A 19,107-nucleotide genomic window follows, 5' to 3' on the forward strand; every position below is an offset into this window, starting at 1 on the left:
GGGCATTTGCCGAGGTCTGCACCTGCGCGTCGAGTCCGGACTGCTGTCCTGCATCGAACTGGCATCCAACGACCCGGCACCAAAATGATGGGTCTTTGTCCTCGTTGCCATGCGGGAGTTGCGGCGCGACATGATCAGCGAGAACACCCGCGAAAGCGTCGCCGTCGCCGCCGAAACCGCCGGCAAGGTGCCGGGCCGCCCGGCCGCGCCGGACGGGGACCGCGCCGGACGGGGACCGCGCCGGACGGGGAGCGCCGGACGGGGACCGCGCCGCCGACGTCGCGCAGGCGTACCGCCGCGGGGTCGCCGTCAAGGCATTCGCCCGACACCACCGAATCGCCCCGAAAACCATCCGCCGCGTCCTGGACGCGCCCGGCGCCCGCGAACTGCCCGAGCAACTCGACCCGCCCCCGGCAGAATTCGGCGAACACCAGCCCGGCGACAACCCGACGCCAGACTCAACCTGCCTGGCCTGCACGCCGACCACCTCCACGGCGCCGGCGACGAGACCACCCGCAAGGCACACGTCTCCGGCCGGACCCTCCACCCCGGCCAAAGAACACTCGCTCCCTATCACCGCACCGCTCGAACTCCACCTCGCCGCACCCCGGCAAGGCACTGCTCTCCCCGCCGACCCAGCCGGGCAGGCCGAACGCAAGGCCCACCGGCTCTATGCCACCCGCGTTGGGCGGCCCACGGCCCCACCTCGCGTGGCGCTCCCATGTGCAAGTACGCAGAGGGATTACTCGACGCCGAAAGCACCCGGCCCACACACGAGAACCTCGCGAGACCGCGCAACGACCCTCCGTGGTGTCGTATCGCGGTTCGGTTCACGCTCGGTGCCGCGAGACTTCATCCAGCCATCGGATCCGGCCAACGAATTCAGCCGGCCCGCCGCACTGTCCTCAACGTCCCTCGAAGCACCCTCGAAGCTCTCCGGTTCGTCCGCGGGACGCACCCGGGCGTGACGATTCGGCAAGATCGATCCGAGATCTGTACCTCGGCAGCCGAAAGACCCCTTCTGACCTGCGCATATGCCAGAATCCCCGTGTAAGCCAGTATCTACCGGGGGTTGGTGTGATCCTCTAAGTCTCCCCGCCTTAGCCCCTCAGAACGGCATACACGGCATCGCCGCAGGTCAGAGCGCTGTACATAGATGCGCCATGCTCCCAACAAATGCATCTATGTGATCGTGCACCCCAGTTGGCCCATGAGTGCACGCTGTTGGCCCAGTTGAGCGTCGGTCGGGCGTGGGCCGCAGGGGAATGGGCCACCTTTCCCCTGCGGTGTCCTTGTGTGAAGTCGTACGCCGAGTCGGGTGGACGGGCCGTACGTGGCGGAGGGCCGGAGGGCACCGTTCGGACAGAGGCCGAGCCCCCGCTGGCGTGGTCGCGCAGCTGGACCCTGCGGACTTTTCGCGCCCCACCCCCTCGACCCGGCGGTGGCCGAGCTGATGGAGACGCGGCGGGAGGGGACGCCCGGCGGTGTCAGCACCGACCAGTCCACCCCACCGCCAGCCGGATCCCGAACTCGGCGGCGCGGTTGGCGAATTCGCGGTTGGTGTATTGCTTGGGTTCGATGGGTCGTTGCAACACCGCTTCCCTGCAGTGAGGGTAGATGATCGCTTTTCCATGCTCTCCAGATGGACATCCTCCCGGGAGTGCGTGCCCCTCATCCACCTGTCGGCCGAACGCCGTTGCCGAGCGCGGTCGTTCGTCCTCACTCCGGGGCAGTTCGCGGACAAGCCGCGCTTCGTCATGGTCGTGACACCGAAGGCCGCACCCGCGACCCCTGCGGGAGGTTCTTGCGCACCAAATGCGGACCACCAGCATCACCGACGGGTACAGCCCGATCGCCGCCGCGGGCCGTCCGCCCGACCTTCAAGACCTCACCACCTCGCCGAGCAGCTCTGCACAGCGCGCCCGTGCCGTAGAACCCCGTTGCCCGCTGTCGAGGCCCGTGAGAGCATCAAGGTTCAACGGTCCGTTTCCTTTCATTTGCGCTTCGCAGCGCGAATGGGAGAGTGCGGGCCTTTGCCATGGTCACGGGGTTTGAGCAATCCATTAGGGTCTGCGAATGGCAGGTACCGTTTGATGTCCGCGACAGAGCCGGCCGAAGCCTGCATCGAGGATGCGAGCAACATCCTGGTTGCGCCTTCGGTGTTGCACGATAATGACTTGATCCGGGATTTCTTCGGATCCACAATCACACCGGAGGACCTTGCTTCCGGCTCCCCCGACCTCGCGCAGAAGACTGTCTATCTGTGTGGTGATATATCCGGGATCAGCCACAGCCAACTGCATGCGGCTGCCCGGGTATTCGTTATCCGGGAGCTGGCACACGGTTACCGCGAGGACGTCGACACCTCCTGGACCTTCGTCGACCTCGGCCGAGTTCCCATCCGCGTGCATGGCATCGGCGTGTACTATCGCCGCCTTTTCGGGCTCGGTGCGGATTACTTCGGACGGATCAGTGCCGAGCACGCGTTCCAGTCCCTGACGGAGTCCACGAAGCCCGGAACGGCCCGTCGCAGCGGAATCTATCTGACGCCCGTCACACAAAACGGTGACGAACTACATTTCCGCCTGCTCCGGTGCTCCACGAATCTCTCGGGGCCGACCGAGGGCTTTCGTCCGACCGACACGCGCATCGTCGAGGCTCTGAACCGGGAGGCCGCCACCGTCTTCCGGAACCAGGCGCCGCTGAATCACGTCCTCGCTCAGATTTACCACAACACCCTTGCCACGGCAGAGCGTAAACAGTCCAAGGCCAAGATCTCGGCTCATGCCGACAAGACCAAGGACATGCCCGTCAATGGCATCATGGCCTTCTGCACGTTCTATGACGGGCTCGACAAACTTCAGCCCCTGGCCGAAGACCCCTTCGACTACGGTGTGAAGGGTGTCGGCGGGCTGACCAAACTTCACTTCCGTCTCAAGGAGCCGACCGAAGAACGCGACGAGGTCGCGCTGCCCGCGCAGTTCACCCTGACGCTCTATCCCGGCTCCGTGTTCTTCATGCCGCTGTCCACCAACCGCCTGTATACGCACGAAATCCGGCCCTCGACGTTGGACGCCGAATTGCTCCCGACCCGCCTGGGATACGTGGTGCGCTGTTCGAGCGCCCAGGCAGTTCACAAGAACGGTCACACGTTCCTCAAAGTGGCCGGAGATTTGGTGGAGCTGGGGCCGCCCACACCGGACGGCGTGAACGAGCTGCGCAGGCTGTACGCCGAGGAGAACAAGACCTCGTCCTTCATTGATTACGGCGACGAACTTCTCTTCAGCATGAACACGGGAGACTACGTTGCCCCCCGAGTCTAGGATCTCGGATGAGATCCTCTCGTGCGCTCTGCCGATCGAGGAGAATCTCTTTGCGGAGCTGTCCGCGTCGGCTCGCTTGGAAGACGTGGGAAAAGGCCGGCGGGGCGCCGTGCTTGCCAGGATCGACGAGGCGGGGGGTGTGCCTCTCGTACGTACTACCACTCGATACAGCGACCCGGCGCAGCGATTCCGGGCGGTGCACGAATGGCTGGCGCAACAGGTTCGAGAATGTGCGGGGCTTTCGGTCGGCTTCAACAACGCACTCATCGAGAGCTACACGAACGCTTACACAACCATGGGCAGCCATTCCGACCAGGCCCTCGACCTGGCCGATGAGTCGTTTATCGCGGTCTTCTCCTGCTACCAGCATCCCGAAGCGAGCCCGCCGAGGAAGCTGATCTTCGAATCAAAGGAGTCCGGTGGCGAGAAGTTCGAGATCCCTCTCCCCCACAACAGTATCGTCGCGTTTTCTGTCGAGTCGAATCGGCGACTCAGGCACAAAATCGTATTGGACGCGCCCGCCGTCCGGACGGTGGACAACCAATGGTTGGGTGTGACCTTTCGAACGTCAAAGACCTTCGTTCGGTTTCGCGACGGACATGTATACCTCCCGCAGGGTGCGCGCCTCGTGTCGGCCGACGACGAGCAGAAGCACGAGTTTTACCGACTACGGCGCCGTGAGAACAACGAAACGGACTTCATCTATCCCCTGCTGACGTACACCGTCAGCGAGAGCGATCTGATGCCGCCCGTCTGACCTCGAGGGCGCCGGACCGGGCCAGAGAACCTGCCCGTGCGTGCTTCCGCGGCGGAATGTCGGATGATATTTGGTTGCGGTGGGTGGGTGGGGACCGGTGAGGTACCTGCATGGACGGGGTTGCGGCGCAGGGACGATGGGCGAGGGCGAGGGCGGGGAGAGGTTGTGCGGTTGCGGGGCGGCCGGCCTCGTGGCGGGCGGCGGCTGTGCTCGTGGCCCTGATGCTGGCGGCGTTTACCTTCAATACCGCGGAGAATCTGCCGGTTGGCCTCTTGGAACTCATCGCCGACAGCCTGTCGGTGTCCGTGCCGGCGGTCGGTCTCCTGGTTACCGGATACGGCTTGACGGTGGCCGTGGTGTCTGTGCCGCTTGCCCACCTCGTGCGGGCCGTGCCTCGACGTCATGTGCTCACGGGGCTGCTTGCCGCGCTTGTCGTGTCCAGTCTGGGCGCGGCCTTGGCGACCTCCTACTGGCTGCTTCTCGTGGCGCGGCTGCTGACTGCGCTCGCCCAGGCACTGTTCTGGGCCGTGATGGGGCCGGTCGCGGTGGGCCTGTTCGCGCCCGAGGTTCGCGGGCGTGTGGTCGGTGCGCTGTCCGTCGCCGGTTCACTGGCCCTTGTGCTTGGTGTTCCGGCCGGGACCTGGCTGGGGCGGCAGGGCGGTTGGGAGGTACCCGTCGCCATGTTGGCGGTGCTGGGGCTTGTTTCCCTGGTGACGATTGCGGCTCTGCTGCCGACCTCGCGTCCGGAAGAGGAGCCCGCCGCCTACGGGACCGGTCCCGACGCCCGCCGGTTCGGGACCGTATTGGCGGCCGGGGCCCTGTCCGCCACCGGGGCGTTCGCGGGATTCACCTACATCGGGAAGTTCCTGGGCGACGTGAGCGGGTTCTCCGCGAGCACGGTCGGTGTCCTGTTCGTGGTCTTCGGTGTTGCGTGTCTGGCCGGGGTGGGCATTACCGGGATGCTGTTGGACCGCTTCTCGCAGTATGCGCCGGTCACGGCGGTCGCCACGCAGGCGGTGGGCATGCTCGGCCTGTACGCGGCGGGCCCCGATCCGGTGGCTGCGGTGGTCTTCCTGGCGCTGATGGGCGGGGCGCTCGGGCCGGTGTTCATGACCACCCAGAACGAGATGCTGCATTGCGCCCCGGGCCGCACGGATATCGCACTCGCGGCGAACTCCGGTGCCTACAACGCCGGCATCGCAGCGGGTGCCGCGCTCGGAGGACTGATCCTGGCGCTTGGCGACGTGCGGGACACCTTCCTCGCCGGCGGGCTGCTGAGCGTGGTGGCCTGTGCGGTGCTACTCGCCGGGCGGCCATCGGCCCGAACGTGAGAACGGACACTAGCTGGGTGGCCGGAGTGCGTCGGTGATGACTTTGTCGGCAGCGCGTTGCTGGGAGAGGGTTTCGGGCATGCTCCCGTCGAGTGCGAAGTTCATGGAGACCACCGCCCCTCGTCGGCCGTCCTCGGTGACGCCGACGGTGATGATGGAGCCCGAATCGCCGCCGTCGTGGGCCCAGTAGCGTCCGCCGCCGGGCAGTGGACGCGAGACCAGTCCGAGGCCGTATCGGCCGTCGGGCCAGAACGGTTCGATCTCGGGGCCGACCGGACGGGTGGTCTTCATCGCGGTCAGTTCGGCGGGGCGCAGGAGGCGTCCGCCGAGGAGTGCCCGGAAGAAGGTATCGAGATCGCGGGTGGTGGAGACGATGCCGCCGGCCGCGTAGGCGGGGATCTGGGAGGTGACGTCGACGAGTTCGCCGTCGAAGCGCTGGTACTGCTTGGTGTGCGGCAGCCGGATCTCCGGCGAGGCTCCGGGTGAATAGGTGTGCCGCATGCCCAGCGGCCGGAAGATGCGGCGGTCGAACTCGCGGTCCCAGGGCTGCCCGGTGATGCGTTCGATGAGCAGTTCGGCGATCATGTAGCCGGTGTTGGAATAGGCCCAGTCTTCGCCGGGCTCGAAGAGCTGCGGCAGAGCGACCCCGTGCGCCACCAACTCCTCTGTGGAGTAGCGCTGATAGCGCATCTTCAGGTATTCCGCCTTCGTATTCCAGGTCGGGATGGCGTCCTGCAGGCCCGCGGTGTGCTGGAGCAGTTGGCGGATCGTGATCGGGCGGCCGGCCACGACCCCGGGCAGCCATCGTTCGATGCGGTCGTCCAGTTCCAGGCGACCCTCGCCGACGAGTTGGAGAACCACGGTTGCGGTGAAGGCCTTGGACGTACTGGCGATCCGGAACGCGCCGTCGGCGGGGATCGGACGTCCGGTGCGCACATCGGCGACGCCGACGCGCGCGGCGCAGGTGGCCCCACGCGTCGTCGCCCTTGCCTGAACAGCCGGGATTCCCAGAGCCGATACTGCCTCGGCGTTGCGATGCAGCTGCCTGTAGTCGGGTAGGTCGTAGGGGTTGGCGAAGTCGTGCGTGTCCGTGTCGCCGATGGCCGACTTGCCGTTGGCCGCCTTGTTCGTGGCGATCGGAGAGCAGGGTGGCGTTGCCCCCGCGCCCGCCTTCGCCCCCGCGGCGGGTGGAGCGATCACGACGGCGGTTGCGGCGGTGCTCAGCGCCAACGTCAGCGCCAACGCCACCGCCAACTTCGTCGTCGACTTCAGCGGAGCGGCGTGAAGGTGGTTTCTCATGCCAGGAAAGGTAGGCGGGGCCGGGACGCCCACCGATACCGCAGGCTGGAGGCATTTCGATACAGCAGGCTGTATTACCGGGGCCGCACTCCTGTTCGCATACTGGCCGTCATGCATAGAGGAGCGAACGCGTTGCGTGCCTGCGCCTACCTGCTCGGCAACCTGCTCGCCGCGATCGGTGGTCTCCTCTTCCTCCTCCACCCGGGGGCAGCGGGCGACTGGGCGGACCGTCGGCGGTCCGCAGCCCGGCGATGGCTCGGCGTAGCGAGTGACTCCTCACCGACCACGCGCCGTTGGCTGGCGATCAACGCGTTGACCGGCGTGCCGGCGGGCCTCCTGGCGCTGTTGGTTGTCGGCAACATCGTCGTCGGCGTGGTCGGCATGACCGCCTGGTGGGCGTTTCCACCCGCCGACCGCCCGCGGTTGTGGTTCGACGTGCCGGTCGACGACTGGGGCGACGCACTGTCGTTCGGCATCGTTCAGGTCGCCGGCCTCGGCGCTGTGGTGTGCTTGCTGCTGCCGCCGCTCGCACGTGCCCAGACTCGTCTTCTCGCACCGTCACGGGCGGAGCGGTTGGCCCGCCGCATGGCCACGCTGACCCGGACACGAGCCGACGTCCTCGACGCGCATGGCGCCGAACTCCGCAGAATCGAGCGGGACTTGCACGACGGCACGCAAGGTAGGCTCGTCGCGATGACGATGCAACTCGCCCTGGCGCGTCAAGCGGTGCGCGAGGAACCGGACACGGCCGAGGGCTTGATCGAACGCGCACACGCGAGCGCCGAGGCCGCGCTGGCCGAACTCCGCAACGTGATTCGCACGATCTACCCCCCGATCCTCGCCGACCGAGGGTTGCCCGGGGCGTTGATCGCGGTCGCCGGGCGTTCGGGCGTGCCTGCCCGGCTCGACATGGGCGAGCTGGGTGATATCCCCGCGGCGGTCGAAACGGTCGCCTACTTCACGGTGGTCGAAGCGCTCACCAATGCGGCCAAGCACAGTGGGGCGTCCGCCGCCACGGTCGCGGTCGAACGCGAGGAAGGCCGACTGCGGATTCGGATCACCGACGACGGGACAGGCGGCGCCGACGAGGCGCGGGGCACCGGGCTGGCCGGGATACGCCGTCGCGTGGAGGCGCTCGACGGCGAGGTCACGGTGGACAGTCCGGCCGGCGGCCCCACGGCCATCACGGTGGAGTTGCCGTGCGGCTGGTGATCGCCGAGGACAACGTGCTGCTCGCGGAGGGTCTACAGCTCATCCTGGCCAAGCACGGCTTCGAGGTCGCCCGGGTCGCCGAGACGGGCGACGACCTGCTCGCGGCCGTGGAGGAACACGATCCACAGGCGGCCATCGTCGATGTGCGGCTGCCGCCGTCGTACCGCGATGAGGGTCTGCAGGCGGCGATTGCGCTACGGCGACGACGGGCGGGCTTCCCCATCCTGGTGTTGTCGCAGTACATCGAGCAGACGTACGCGACCGAACTGCTGTCCACCGGTCACCACGGCGTCGGCTACCTGTTGAAGGACCGGGTCGGCCGGGTCGCCGAGTTCATCGACGCGCTCCGCAAGGTCGCGGCGGGTGGCATGGCGCTCGACGCCGAGGTCATCGCGCAGGTCGTCCGCCGGCGGGACGATCCGCTGACGACGCTGACCACACGGGAGCGGGAAGTCCTGGGGCTGATGGCCGAGGGCCTCGACAATCTGACCATCGCCGCACGTCTGCGGGTGTCGGACAACGCGGTGCACAAGCACATCGGTCACATCTTCGCCAAGCTGGGCCTGGCCGCCGGTGACGCCGGTCACCGCCGCGTGCTTGCCGTCCTCACCTACCTGGACGCATCGCCGCGCTGACGGCCGCGGGCAACCCGCCCGCTCGGGCGGCCGAGGGTCCGGACTCGGGCTCGGGCTCGGGCTTCGGTAAGGGCGAGGTGGCCCGGTCGCCGTCTCGGTCGGGTGGCGTCACTCGTGCGGTTCGGTGTCCAGGACCATGCCTGACGTGCCGGCCATCATGCGGCGCAGGACGGCATCGGCCCGCTCGTTGTCGCGGGCCATGACCGCGTCGAGCAGGTCGCGGTGTACTTCGTCGACCGCCCGGTCGGTCCAGCGCCGCGCGTCCGCCGGAGTGGGCCGGCTCCAGCGCCGGTACAGCTCGGCCTCCTCGCGCAGGGAGGCGGCCAGGGTGCGCAGCCGGGGGTTGGCGCAACCGGCCAGGAGAGCGGTGTGGAAGTCGGCGTGGGCGATCAGCCAGTCCTCGCCCGGCTGGTCGCCGTCGCCGCGTGGGGTCTGTTCGAAGGTGTGGTGGGCGGCCAGCACTTGGGCCTGCCAGGCCAGGTCGCCCTCGGCGATGGCGCGGCTCAGGGCGAGGGACTCGATCTCGGTGCGGGCGTCGGTCAGGTCGGCCAGTCCGCGAGGGGTCACGTCGGTGACCCGGAATCCGTGGTGGGCCTCGGAGCTGACCAGGTTCTTGGCGACCAGTTTGAGCAGGGCTTCGCGTACGGCGCCGGTGCTCACCCCGTATCGCTCGCTGAGCTCGGGGAACTTCAGCCGTGCGCCGGGCCGGAGTCGGCCGCCCAGGATGTCGGCCCGGATGCGGTCGTGCACCGCCTCGCTGCGGGTCTGCTGCCCCGGTTCTCTCGCCACGGACGGATCCTACAACATTCGACAGATGGTGAGACTTTTAAAAGTGTGATTGACTGTTGAAAGTCAGGAACCGCCTGGCACCGATGATGGGAGATCCCGATGGCCGGCCCTTACGACACCCTGCCCGCCGTTCCCGAGTTCGCGGTCACGAGCGCCGATGCCGCCGACGGCGCGCCGCTGTCGCCGGCGCAGTTCGCCGCCATGAGTGGTGCGGCCGGCGCCGAGGACCGCTCGCCGCAGCTGTCGTGGAGCGGCTTCCCGGCCGCCACCCGCAGCTTCGTCGTCACGATGTACGACCCGGACGCACCGACCCCGTCCGGCTTCTGGCACTGGGCCGTGGCCGACATCGCCGCGGACGTGACGTCCCTCGATGCCGGTGCGGGCGCGCCCGGCGGCGGTGGGTTGCCGGACGGCGCCTTCCATGTCGCGAACGACGTGCGCGCGACCGCCTACGTCGGCGCCGCGCCGCCGCCGGGGACCGGCAGGCACCGCTACTACATCGCCCTCACCGCTTTGGACATACCGTCCGTGACCGCTCTGGGCATCACCCCGGAGTCGACTCCGGCCGCCCTCGGCTTCTTCATCGGCGGGCACACGCTCGCCCGCGCGGTCCTGGTGCCATGGGCGGCGGGCGAATGAGGCCGGAGCACTTGATGCGCGGCGAATTCGACGGTGCGACTTCGTCCGACGGCACGACTTCGTGCGGCGGTGCGACTTCGTCCGGTGGCGCGGCTTTCGGTGGCACGATTTCGTCCGAGGTGAGCGTGGGCCGCCTCTGTCACCACGTGCTCAATCCCCTGCACACGTGCGTGTACTTCGCGCCGGAGCGAGAGGACGCGTTGGCCGTGCTCGGGTTGGAGCGCGGGACGATGGCCTACCTCGCGGGCCGCGCGGCCCCGCTCGGGGCGGTCGGCGCGGGCACCGTCACGGCGACGTTCTACAACTTCAACCACGAGCACGTGGCCCGGTACATCCCCGCCGCATGGGCCGTCACCACACCGGAGGCGGTGCTCGCGGCTCGGCTGCGCGGCGTGGACGGGACGCTGCGGCGGCTGCTCGGGCAGGAGGCCCTGGCCTCGAAGGAGATGGCCGAGGCTGCCGAACTGGCGCTGCGCGCCACGGAGGCGGGCCGCCGCGAGGCGCGGCCGCTGTACGCCGCCAACGCGAGTCTGTCCGTGCCCGAGGAGCCGCACCTGGCCCTGTGGCACGCCGCGACGCTGCTGCGCGAGCACCGGGGGGACGGTCACCTCGCCGCCCTGACGGTGGCGGGCTTGTCCGGGATCGAGGCCCTCGTCCTGCACAACGCCACCGGTACGACGGTGAAGTCGGCAGTGCTCAAGCAGACCCGCGGGTGGTCCGCGGAGCAGTGGGCCGCGGCCCGGGACCGGTTGTGCGAGCGCGGCCTGCTGGACGAGGCGGGGCAACTCACGGTGGCGGGGGCGGCCCTGCGCGGTGAGGCCGAGGCGCTCACCGACCGCCTCGACGCCGCCCCGTACGACCACCTGGGCCCGGACGCCACCGCGCGCCTGACCGAGTTGGCCGGCGGCTTCACCGGCATGCTCCGGGCGGCGGGCGCGTTCCCCGCGGCGCTCTTCGGCAAGGGCTGAGAGCCGCGGTCGGGTCTGCTGCCCCTGGCCGCTCGGCCGGCATGTGACGCGTGGACCGGTACCGGAGGTATCGGACCACGCGTCGGGCCTCGGCCCGGCGAGTCCAATTGGACTCATTTCCAATGGGACTCATTGGGGCGGGGTCATCGGCTTGGGACGGGGCTTCGGGCGGACCGCTATCGCGTCGACCTCGAAGAGCATGTCGGGAAGGGCCAGGGCGGCGACGCCGAGGAGGGTTTGGGCCGGCGGCTGGTCACCCCAGATGTGGGTGATCACCGCGAGGAGGACTTCGAGCTTCGCGTGGTCGTGATCGACGATGTACGTGCCGAGGCGGGCCACATCCTGGAAGCCGAGGCCGGCCGCGGCGAGGGCGGTGCCCAGGTTGGCGAAGGAGCGTTCGACCTGGGCGGCGAAGTCCGAGGAGTCGACGGCGCCGGTCGGGTCGGAGCCGTACTGTCCGGCGATGACGACCAAGTCGGGGTTGGGCGCGTCGACAACGTGGCTGTAGCCGAAGGCCACCGGGTCGTGCAGGGCGGCCGGGTTGGTGATGGTGATGTTGCGAGCCATGGTCGGGATCTCCTTTGTGTGGGGTTGTGAGTGCGGTTGCGGGACACGGTGTTGGTCCGCGTCTGTGTTCGTGCCGGTGCTCATGCCCGTGCCTGTGCCCGAGCCCGAGCCCGCGTTCGTGCCCGTGTCCGTGCCGGAGTTGGGGTCGGTCGGGTTTCGTGGTGGGTCGTCATTGGTCGGCGGCGGCGGTCGGGCGTCGGGTGGTGGCTGCGGTGAGGGCCGTGAGGAGCACGAGTACGGCGCCCAGCCACGGGGCGGCGACGGTGGCGATGCCGTCCACGGCCGATGCGCCGAGGAGGGCGCCGAGGGCGATGGACAGGTTGAATACCGCTACGAACAGGGACGTTGCCGCCTCGGTGGCACGTGGTGCGGCGGTGAGCATCCAGGTCTGCAGGCTTACCGGTACGCCGCCGTAGGCGAGGCCCCACACGATCAGCAGGGCGATGCCCACGGCCGGGATGTCGCGCAGGAGGGCGAGTACGGTCAGGGCTGCGGCGAGTGTGGCGGTGATGGTGAGCAGGGTGCGGCGCGCGTCCCGGGAGGCCCCGGCACCTGCGGCGAAGTTGCCGACGACACCGGCCACGCCGTAACCGAGGAGCAGCACGCCGATCAGGCCGTCGTCGACGCCGGACACGTCCCGCAGGATGGACCGGACGAAGGTGTACGCGACGAAGTGGCCGGTGATCAGCAGGAACGTGAGCGCCAAGCCGGCGCGCACCCCGCGGTTGTCGCGACCGAGCCGGGACAGGTCGCGGAAGGTCATCGGGCGGGCCGCGGGTGATGTGGGCAGCGGGGGCAGCAGGAATACCAACACCACCAGCGCGACCAGGCCCAGGCCGCCGACGGCCGCGAACGCGGTGCGCCAGCCGGTGAGTTCGCCGACGAAGGTGCCTGCCGGTACGCCCAATACGGACGCCGTCGAAACGCCGCCGAAGACGACGGCGGTGGCCCGGGCGACCTGAGCCGGAGGCACCAGGCGCAGGGCCAGGCCGCCCGCGATCGCCCAGAATCCGCCGACGCCCACACCGACCAGCACGCGGGCCACCAGGACCACCGCGAAATTCGGCGCGACGGCGCAGGCCAGGTTGGCGATGCCGACGAGGGCGACCAGGGCGGCGAGGAGTACCCGGCGATCCAGCCTGCCGGCGGTCACCGCGATCACCGGGGCGGCGAACGCGGCGACGACTCCGGGCGCGGTGACCATCAGGCCGGCGGTGCCCTCGGAGACGTCGAGCGTGCTGCCGACGGGCGTCAGGAGCCCCACGGGCAGCAGTTCGGACGTCATGAGAGAGAAGATCCCGAGCGCGACGGCCCCTACGGCGAGCCAGGCCCGAACCACCGAGGGAGGCTCGGGCGGTGGTGGGGGCGAGGGTGGGGCTGAGGGCGATGGGGGTGAGGGGGGTGATGGCGAGGGCGGTGGAGGTGGTGACTGTGCATGGATTCGGGACTGGGGTGGAGATGGGGCGTGAGGGCGAGGGTGAGGGCGGCACCGGGATTCCGGCGTGAGGTGTTGGGTCTTGGGCTCGGGGCCGGCGGAGTGCCGGGGGTGCGGGCTTGGCTTATTCACGATATTTGTTATCCAGAATCTGGGACGAGAGTTGCCTGCCGAGGGGGGTGCGGATGCGGCGGGAGTGCGCTCGGCTATCGCCCTGGGGGTGGTTCGGAGGGTGTCTGCCGTGGTTATTCTGGACTTCCATTATCCAGAATGCAAGCTTGCATGCTGCTCTCGTGGCGGACGGCACGTTGATCGAGGCGTTCGAGGGGATCGAAGGGTTCGAGGCGTACGAAGTGCCGGGATTCTGGGCGAGATGCGCCGGGGCGGTTGGCATGCTCACCCGTTCGCGCGGGGGGCCTGTGATGCGCCGAACTACGGGGCGGTTCCGGCGGAATGAGGCGGTGCTTGCCGCCGGGGCGGGTCGGCGCGCGAGCCGGACCGGATCGTGTTCGGTATCGGTTGTCGAGTGGTCGGCGGGCGGTTAGGGCGAGACTGGCTCGGATCAGGCCGATGGGTTGGGTGAGTTCGATGCCCAGGGTCTTGTCGATGTGTTCGATGTGGCGGGCGACGCTGCTGTGGTGCAGGTGGAGGACGTCGGCGGCCTGGCGTGGGGAGCCCGTGGTGCAGTAGACCTCCAGCGTTGCCAGGTCCTCCGGGTTGTCGGTGGTTCGGGCGAGCGCGGCCACGTCGGGGTTGTTGCGCGCGACGTCCCGGGGTATCTCGGCCGGCAGTGCCGGCGCGCCCAGGTCGGAGTAGCGGACGACGGGTTCGCGCGGGCGCGCGAAGCGGAGGGCGGTGCGCGCCGCGTGCCAGGATCGGTCGGGCTGTCGGCGGCGCCGATGCCGGCCGGCACGCCCGTGGGAAACCGGGTGGCGTCCACGCCGCCGGCCAGGAAGACGCCGACGTCGGTAAGGGGTGCGGCCTTCGCCGGGCGGGCCGGGCGGATCAGGCCGCCGATCCGGTCGAGCGGGAGTTGCGATCGTACGGCGACGACACGGACGGGCACCTCGGCGGCGAAGCCCAGGAGGCGCAGCGCCCGGGCTCTGGCCGCCTCGTCGCTGCCGGGGCCGATCGCGAGTTTGACGAGGGCGGGGTCGGCCATGGTGGTGCGGGTCGGGCCGTACCGCTCGACGGCCGCCGCGGTGGCGATGGCCAGTGCTTCCATGGGCCCGGGCTCGGGTCAGCGCACCTTACCGGCGGCCTCCACCGCATCGGTTCGGCTGTGGCGGCGGGTGGTCATCGCCCAGGCAGCCGGTACGGTCGCGGCGAGCAGTGCTCCGGCCGTCGCCAGGGCATTCTGCGCGCTCGGGCCCGCGGTCTGCCCGGAGGCGTTGCCGGTCAGGTAGACGCCGCCGACGATGGCGACGCCGAGCGTGCCGCCGAGTTGCTGGACGGCGTTGAGGAGCCCCGCCGCCGAGCCGCTCTCCTGCGGCGAGACGTGGCGCAGCGCGGCGGTGAAGAACGGCGCCGTGAACAGGCCCACGCCGAGGCCGGCCAGAGCGAGGGCGAACGGCAGCCCGAGCGGGTAGTGGCCGGTGGGCGCGGCCCGATAGGCGAGGGCCGCGGCGGCCAGGCCGGCGGCGAGGGCGGCGATGCCGGCGTGCAGGACACGGGTGCCGTAGCGGGGGACGAGGTGGCTGCCCGCGGCCCAGGAGGCGACGGCCAGGCCGGCGGACCACGGCAGCAGGGTGAGGCCGGCGCTGAGCGGGCCGTTGCCCAGGCCCAGTTCCAGGTGCAGTACCACGGTGATCATCACGCCGTTCAGTACGGCGAAGAACAGGGTGGACGTGGCCAGTGCGGCGGGGAAGGTACGACCGCGCAGCAGGGACGGCTCGACCAGTGGGGTGCGGCCGGCGGCGGCCGCGCGGCGCTGGTGGGCGGTGAACACGAGCAGGACGAGCGCGCCGAACGCGGCGACGGCCCACGCGCGTGCACTCGGCGCGCCGATGCCGGCGGTGAGCGGGCACACCAGCAGTGCGGTGCCGACCATGGCCAGGGCGGTGCCGGTCGGGTCGAGGCGAGGGCGTACGGGGGCGCGGTCCTCGCGCAGGTTCGGGGCGAGGGCCAGGACGGCGGCCGCGAGGGGCAGGTTGACCAGGAACACCGCGCGCCACGAGGTGCCGAACAGGTCGGCGTGGGTGAGCACGCCGCCCAGGACCGGGCCGAGAACCGCGGACAGGCCCATGACCGGGCCGATGGTGCCCAGTGCCTTGGCCAGTTCGTCGCCGTCGAACATGGCGCGGATCAGTCCGAAGGTCTGAGGGATGATCAGGGCGGCGGCGGCACCCTGTGCCGCGCGCAGGCCGATGAGGGCGCCGGCGGTTGGGGCGAACGCGCAGGCAAGTGAGGTGAGGGCGAACAGGGTGACGCCGATCCGGAAGATCCGGCGGCGGCCGGCGATGTCGCCGAGGCGGGCGGCGGTGAGGAGGCCGAGGGCGAAGGCGAGGGTGTAGGCGGCGCTGTACCAGGGGATCGCAGCGGCGGGGCCGCCGAGTTCGGCGTGGATGACGGGGCCGGCGACCTGGACGATGGTGGCGTCGAGGAGGTTCATCGCCTCGGCGGTGAGCAGCGCCATCAGGGCGGTCCACCGCCGGCGGTACGCGACGGGGGCCGGCCGGTCGGGCGGAGCGACCGGGGTGTCGTGGGCGGTGGGGGTGAGGGTGGTGGTGGCCCGTGTGTCGGTGGGCGCGGGGGAGGGGTCGGTGGAGTGCTTCTCGGTGGGCTCGGCGGCGTGCTCGGTCATGGGTCCCCGTGATCGGTGTTGTGCGCGGGTCCGCGGCTTCCCGGGTTGTCGTCCCGGCGTGCCGCTCGACCCCCACCTTGATCGGGCTTCGGCATCCGGTTCCACTTCCGGTGATCAGATCGGCGATTACATCCATTGGGATCGGCTATTTTGCGGAATATGCTCGAACTCGACGATCTCGATCGTGGCCTGATCCATGCCCTGCACGTGGACGCGCGCGCCCCGTTCACCCTCATCGCCGAGGTCCTCGGCTCCTCGACCCAGACCGTGGTGCGCCGCTACCGCCGCCTGCACGCCGAAGGCGGCCTGCGTGTGGTCGCCCTGCCGACCCCGCGTGGCATCCGCGCGCACCAGTGGTTCGTCCGTCTGACCGCCGCCACCCGTACCGCCCACGACATCGCGGTCGCGTTGGCCCGCCGTCCCGACAGCTCGTGGGTTCGGCTGACCTCCGGCGGCACCGAGATCGTCGCGATCATCCACACCGCGCCCAGCGGCCCGGACGCCCATTCCCTCCTGCTGCGCGACATCCCGCGCACCGCCGGCGTCACCGCGGTCTCCGCGCACTACCTGCTGCACACCTACCTGGGCGGGCCCACCGCGTGGCGTGGCCGGCTCGGCGCGCTCACCCCCGAACAGGAGGCCCGGCTGCGCGCCCAAGACGCGCCGGCCGCCGACGTGGAGAGCGACGATCCGTACCCGCTCACCGACGCCGACCTGCGCCTGCTGGCCGCGCTGCGCGAGGACGGCCGGGCCGGCTACGCGGATCTGGCCGCTGCGACCGGTTCCACGCCCTCCACGGTCACCCGTCGGCTGACTCGACTGCGTTCGTGCGGCGCGCTGTTCTTCGACGTCGACATCGAACCCGCCCTCCTCGGCGCCACCGTGTCCGCGCTGCTGTGGATGCAGGTCGCTCCCAGCCGCCTCGACGAGGTCGCCACCGTGTTGGCCGGCCACGACGAACTCGCCGTCGTCGCCGCCACCACCGGCCCCACCAACCTGGTCGCCCACGCCCTGTGCCGCGACGCGGAGGCCCTGCACCACTACCTGACACGTCGCGTCGCCCTGGATGCCATCACCCGCATCGAGACCGCACCGGTCCTGCGCACCTACAAGGCCGCCGCGACGCTGCGCGGCTGACCAGGTTCCGCGCTCCGCTCCTGCTTGCGCCCGCGCCCGCACCCGCACCCGCACCCGTGCCTGCGCCGGGGGCGTGGCGGGCCGAGGGCGGCCGGTTCAGTCGTTGCCCACCGCCGTGTGCAATCGGGCCAGGGCCAGGCGTAGTTCGCGTCCGGTGCCGATCGGCACGATGGCGGCTCGACCCGGTACCCGGACACCGCCGGTGAGGGCGACCCGGGTCGTGTCGTGCTCGGCGACCGCGGCCATGCCGATGATCACGAATCGGCTCTGCAACCAGCACCAGCCCGGGCGCAGGATGCCGTCGAAGCGGGCCCGCATGCCGTAGCGGCTGCGCGCGTAGGCCTCGATGCGATCGCCGTCGCGCCGGGACACCCGGACGTGGCGCATGTCCGGCTGGAACCGTCCGAAGCCCTGCTCCAGGTCGCCCATCACCGCCCAGACGTCGGCGAACGGCGCGGGCACCACGCCCTCGACGACCCGAGCGCCCGGGATGCCGGCGGTCAACGTCCGCAGTCGGGCCACGGCGTCCATGCGAACGGGCTCGGGGTGAACGGATTCGGGGCGAACGGATTCGAGGTGAGCCGGTTCGGGGTGAACGGGCTTGCTGCCGGTGGGTTCGACGCGAACGGGCGCGACGTCGGTGGGTTCGATGCCCGTCGGTGCGGCTCGGGTGGGTTCGACGCCGCCCGATCCGATGGTGCCGGGGTCGAGTGGCTCGGTCATGCCGTCCACATCCTTCGGAATCCCGCCCGGGCGCGATGCAGCCGGGACTTGACGGTGCCTTCGGGGACGCCGAGCAGCTCGGCGGCGGTCTGTTCGTCCAGGCCCTCGACGTCGCGCAGTACCAGTACGGCGCGGTGCTCGGGCGACAGCCGGGCCAGTACGTCGTCGATGTCGGCGGCCAGTTGCGGGTCGCCGGGGGCGGACAGCTCGGTGGATTCGACCGGGGTGTCGCGTACCGCCCGGCGGGCGATTCGGATCGCCTCGCGGACCGCGATCGCGCGCACCCAGCCGTACAGCGCCTCCGGTTCCTCGAGTTTGCGCAGCGCGCGGAAGACCACGACCAGCGTTTCCTGGACCGCGTCCTGGCGGGCGTCGAGGGCGATCGGACCGCAGATGGTGGCGACGTAGGGGATCAGGTGATCGAGCAGGTCGCTCATCGCGAGGGTGTCGCCGCGACGGGCGGCGCGGGCAAGGGCGATACCGCGCGTACGGCGGTCGGCCGCATCGCCCTCGACGTGCGCATCGCGTTCGACGTGGGCGACGTTCTCGACGTGGGCGACGTCCCCGATGTGCGCGGCGTGGGCGGCGTAGATTTCGGCCGGCTTCTCGGGTCGGTTCGCGGCTCGGCTTCCGACTCGGTCTTCGACTTCCCGGGTTCGGTCTTCGGTTCGGCGATCCGGCACGGTGATGATCATCTCCCGGTGGCCCGGGTCCGGGGCAGTCGGCTCCGTGTGCGGCGGAATCCGGTCAGGGCGAGTCGTGCGGCCGCGTAGCCGAATGCCAGGCAAACCGGTGTGTAGACGGCCAGGTTGAGGCGATGGAACGTACTGCCGGGGTCGCTCCCGATGCCCACCGCCCAGACCAGGCCGGCCGTACTCCGGATCGCGAGTCCGGCGGCCACCGCCGCGGTGATCAGCGCGCTGAACCGGCCGCCTCGACCGCGGCTGTGCGCGTACACGCCGACGGCGCCGGTGCCGAGCAGCGCGCAGAGCGGCAACAGGACGCGCGGGGTGAACGGGACGTCGGCGTTGAGCAGCCCCTGCGAGAGCGCTTCGGTACTGCCGGCGGGCCAGGTCGAGCCGGTCGCCCAGAACGCGTGGAGGAGGGCATCGGCGGTGAGCAGTGCGGCGACCGCCGTACCGGCACGCTTCCTGGCGGCGGTGGTGGATGTGTCGGTGGTCGGCATGACCCTTCCGTCGAGTCCGGCGGCTCCGGCGGGCCCATTGGCTCCGGTGGATCCGGTGGTGGTGTGCACGGCACGGTCCCCTCCTCGGGGCTGACGAGCTGTCAGCCGGTCGTCGGGAAGAGGACGCGGGGCCGGGAAAGGTTCCATGTGATGCCGGACACACCGCCGGACGCACCGCCGCAAACACCGCCGCGCACGCCGCCCTGGCTCGGCCGGGCCGCAGCACGGGGTGCGGTATGAGGTGGCCCATCGACGCGCATCCATGCGCTGCCGCGTCCGGCACGGCTTCCCGCTTAACGCTTC

The 19,107-nt window shown here is 70.2% G+C and carries 17 protein-coding genes; 8 read left to right on the forward strand and 9 right to left on the reverse strand.

What is annotated here, in order from left to right; all coding sequences use genetic code 11:
- Positions 1-2,093 precede the first annotated feature (2,093 nt).
- The 3 genes from ACZOOI_RS37670 to ACZOOI_RS37680 all read left to right on the forward strand — a co-directional run bounded on the left by ACZOOI_RS37670 (position 2,094) and on the right by ACZOOI_RS37680 (position 5,411).
- Positions 2,094-3,323 carry a hypothetical protein gene (locus tag ACZOOI_RS37670; protein ID WP_465284067.1) on the forward strand — a complete coding sequence of 410 codons (1,230 nt, stop codon included), beginning with the start codon at positions 2,094-2,096 and terminating at the stop codon, positions 3,321-3,323.
- Positions 3,307-4,080: an alpha-ketoglutarate-dependent dioxygenase AlkB gene (locus ACZOOI_RS37675; RefSeq protein ID WP_465284068.1), complete on the forward strand. Its 774-nt coding sequence runs from the start codon at positions 3,307-3,309 to the stop codon at positions 4,078-4,080. Before ACZOOI_RS37670 ends, ACZOOI_RS37675 begins: the two co-directional genes overlap by 17 nt.
- A 221-nt stretch (positions 4,081-4,301) precedes the next feature.
- On the forward strand, positions 4,302-5,411 hold the full coding sequence (locus tag ACZOOI_RS37680; protein ID WP_465284123.1) for an MFS transporter: 1,110 nt from the start codon (positions 4,302-4,304) through the stop codon (positions 5,409-5,411).
- A gap of 9 nt (positions 5,412-5,420) precedes the next feature.
- Here the strand turns inward: ACZOOI_RS37680 and ACZOOI_RS37685 are convergent, their stop codons facing one another.
- Positions 5,421-6,710, reverse strand: coding sequence for a serine hydrolase domain-containing protein (locus ACZOOI_RS37685; RefSeq protein WP_465284069.1), 1,290 nt, complete (start codon positions 6,708-6,710; stop codon positions 5,421-5,423).
- Here ACZOOI_RS37685 and ACZOOI_RS37690 point away from each other — a divergent pair.
- Together ACZOOI_RS37690 and ACZOOI_RS37695 are read left to right on the forward strand one after the other, a co-directional pair.
- Positions 6,693-7,922, forward strand: coding sequence for a sensor histidine kinase (locus tag ACZOOI_RS37690; RefSeq protein WP_465284070.1), 1,230 nt, complete (start codon positions 6,693-6,695; stop codon positions 7,920-7,922). The genes ACZOOI_RS37685 and ACZOOI_RS37690 overlap by 18 nt on opposite strands.
- Positions 7,910-8,557 (forward strand): response regulator transcription factor, encoded by a 648-nt coding sequence (locus tag ACZOOI_RS37695; RefSeq protein ID WP_465284071.1) that lies wholly within the window; start codon positions 7,910-7,912, stop codon positions 8,555-8,557. Before ACZOOI_RS37690 ends, ACZOOI_RS37695 begins: the two co-directional genes overlap by 13 nt.
- Before the next feature lie 108 nt (positions 8,558-8,665).
- Here the strand turns inward: ACZOOI_RS37695 and ACZOOI_RS37700 are convergent, their stop codons facing one another.
- Complete coding sequence (locus ACZOOI_RS37700) at positions 8,666-9,346, reverse strand: GntR family transcriptional regulator (RefSeq protein ID WP_465284072.1); 681 nt, start codon at positions 9,344-9,346, stop codon at positions 8,666-8,668.
- Between the two features lie 99 nt (positions 9,347-9,445).
- On the opposite strand from ACZOOI_RS37700, the gene ACZOOI_RS37705 reads away from it, so the two are divergent.
- Together ACZOOI_RS37705 and ACZOOI_RS37710 are read left to right on the forward strand one after the other, a co-directional pair.
- Positions 9,446-9,985 carry a YbhB/YbcL family Raf kinase inhibitor-like protein gene (locus ACZOOI_RS37705; protein ID WP_465284073.1) on the forward strand — a complete coding sequence of 180 codons (540 nt, stop codon included), beginning with the start codon at positions 9,446-9,448 and terminating at the stop codon, positions 9,983-9,985.
- A 119-nt stretch (positions 9,986-10,104) separates the two neighbouring features.
- A complete protein-coding gene (locus ACZOOI_RS37710) occupies positions 10,105-10,953 on the forward strand; it encodes an SCO6745 family protein (RefSeq protein WP_465284074.1) in 849 nt (282 codons plus the stop codon).
- A 129-nt stretch (positions 10,954-11,082) separates the two neighbouring features.
- On the opposite strand, the gene ACZOOI_RS37715 is transcribed toward ACZOOI_RS37710, so the two are convergent.
- From ACZOOI_RS37715 to ACZOOI_RS37730, 4 genes are all read right to left on the reverse strand, one after another.
- Positions 11,083-11,520, reverse strand: a complete 438-nt coding sequence (locus ACZOOI_RS37715; RefSeq protein WP_465284075.1) for a RidA family protein — start codon at positions 11,518-11,520, stop codon at positions 11,083-11,085.
- Positions 11,521-11,689: 169 nt separating this feature from the next.
- Positions 11,690-12,859, reverse strand: a complete 1,170-nt coding sequence (locus tag ACZOOI_RS37720) for an MFS transporter (protein ID WP_465284076.1) — start codon at positions 12,857-12,859, stop codon at positions 11,690-11,692.
- A 341-nt stretch (positions 12,860-13,200) separates the two neighbouring features.
- Positions 13,201-13,701, reverse strand: a complete 501-nt coding sequence (locus ACZOOI_RS37725; protein ID WP_465284077.1) for a helix-turn-helix domain-containing protein — start codon at positions 13,699-13,701, stop codon at positions 13,201-13,203.
- Positions 13,702-14,195: 494 nt separating this feature from the next.
- Positions 14,196-15,758 carry an MFS transporter gene (locus ACZOOI_RS37730; RefSeq protein ID WP_465284078.1) on the reverse strand — a complete coding sequence of 521 codons (1,563 nt, stop codon included), beginning with the start codon at positions 15,756-15,758 and terminating at the stop codon, positions 14,196-14,198.
- 159 nt (positions 15,759-15,917) lie between these two features.
- On the opposite strand from ACZOOI_RS37730, the gene ACZOOI_RS37735 reads away from it, so the two are divergent.
- The gene (locus ACZOOI_RS37735) at positions 15,918-16,895 is read left to right on the forward strand and encodes an Lrp/AsnC family transcriptional regulator (RefSeq protein ID WP_465284079.1); all 978 of its coding nucleotides are present in this window, start codon (positions 15,918-15,920) and stop codon (positions 16,893-16,895) included.
- Between the two features lie 96 nt (positions 16,896-16,991).
- Here the strand turns inward: ACZOOI_RS37735 and ACZOOI_RS37740 are convergent, their stop codons facing one another.
- Genes ACZOOI_RS37740 through ACZOOI_RS37750 form a run of 3 tightly spaced genes read right to left on the reverse strand, consistent with a single transcriptional unit; the run spans position 16,992 to position 18,804 of the window.
- Complete coding sequence (locus ACZOOI_RS37740; protein ID WP_465284080.1) at positions 16,992-17,618, reverse strand: hypothetical protein; 627 nt, start codon at positions 17,616-17,618, stop codon at positions 16,992-16,994.
- Complete coding sequence (locus tag ACZOOI_RS37745; protein WP_465284081.1) at positions 17,615-18,301, reverse strand: RNA polymerase sigma factor; 687 nt, start codon at positions 18,299-18,301, stop codon at positions 17,615-17,617. Before ACZOOI_RS37745 ends, ACZOOI_RS37740 begins: the two co-directional genes overlap by 4 nt.
- Before the next feature lie 8 nt (positions 18,302-18,309).
- Positions 18,310-18,804 carry a DUF3995 domain-containing protein gene (locus tag ACZOOI_RS37750; protein ID WP_465284082.1) on the reverse strand — a complete coding sequence of 165 codons (495 nt, stop codon included), beginning with the start codon at positions 18,802-18,804 and terminating at the stop codon, positions 18,310-18,312.
- Positions 18,805-19,107 lie beyond the last annotated feature (303 nt).

Source organism: Embleya sp. L77 (genome assembly GCF_055557415.1).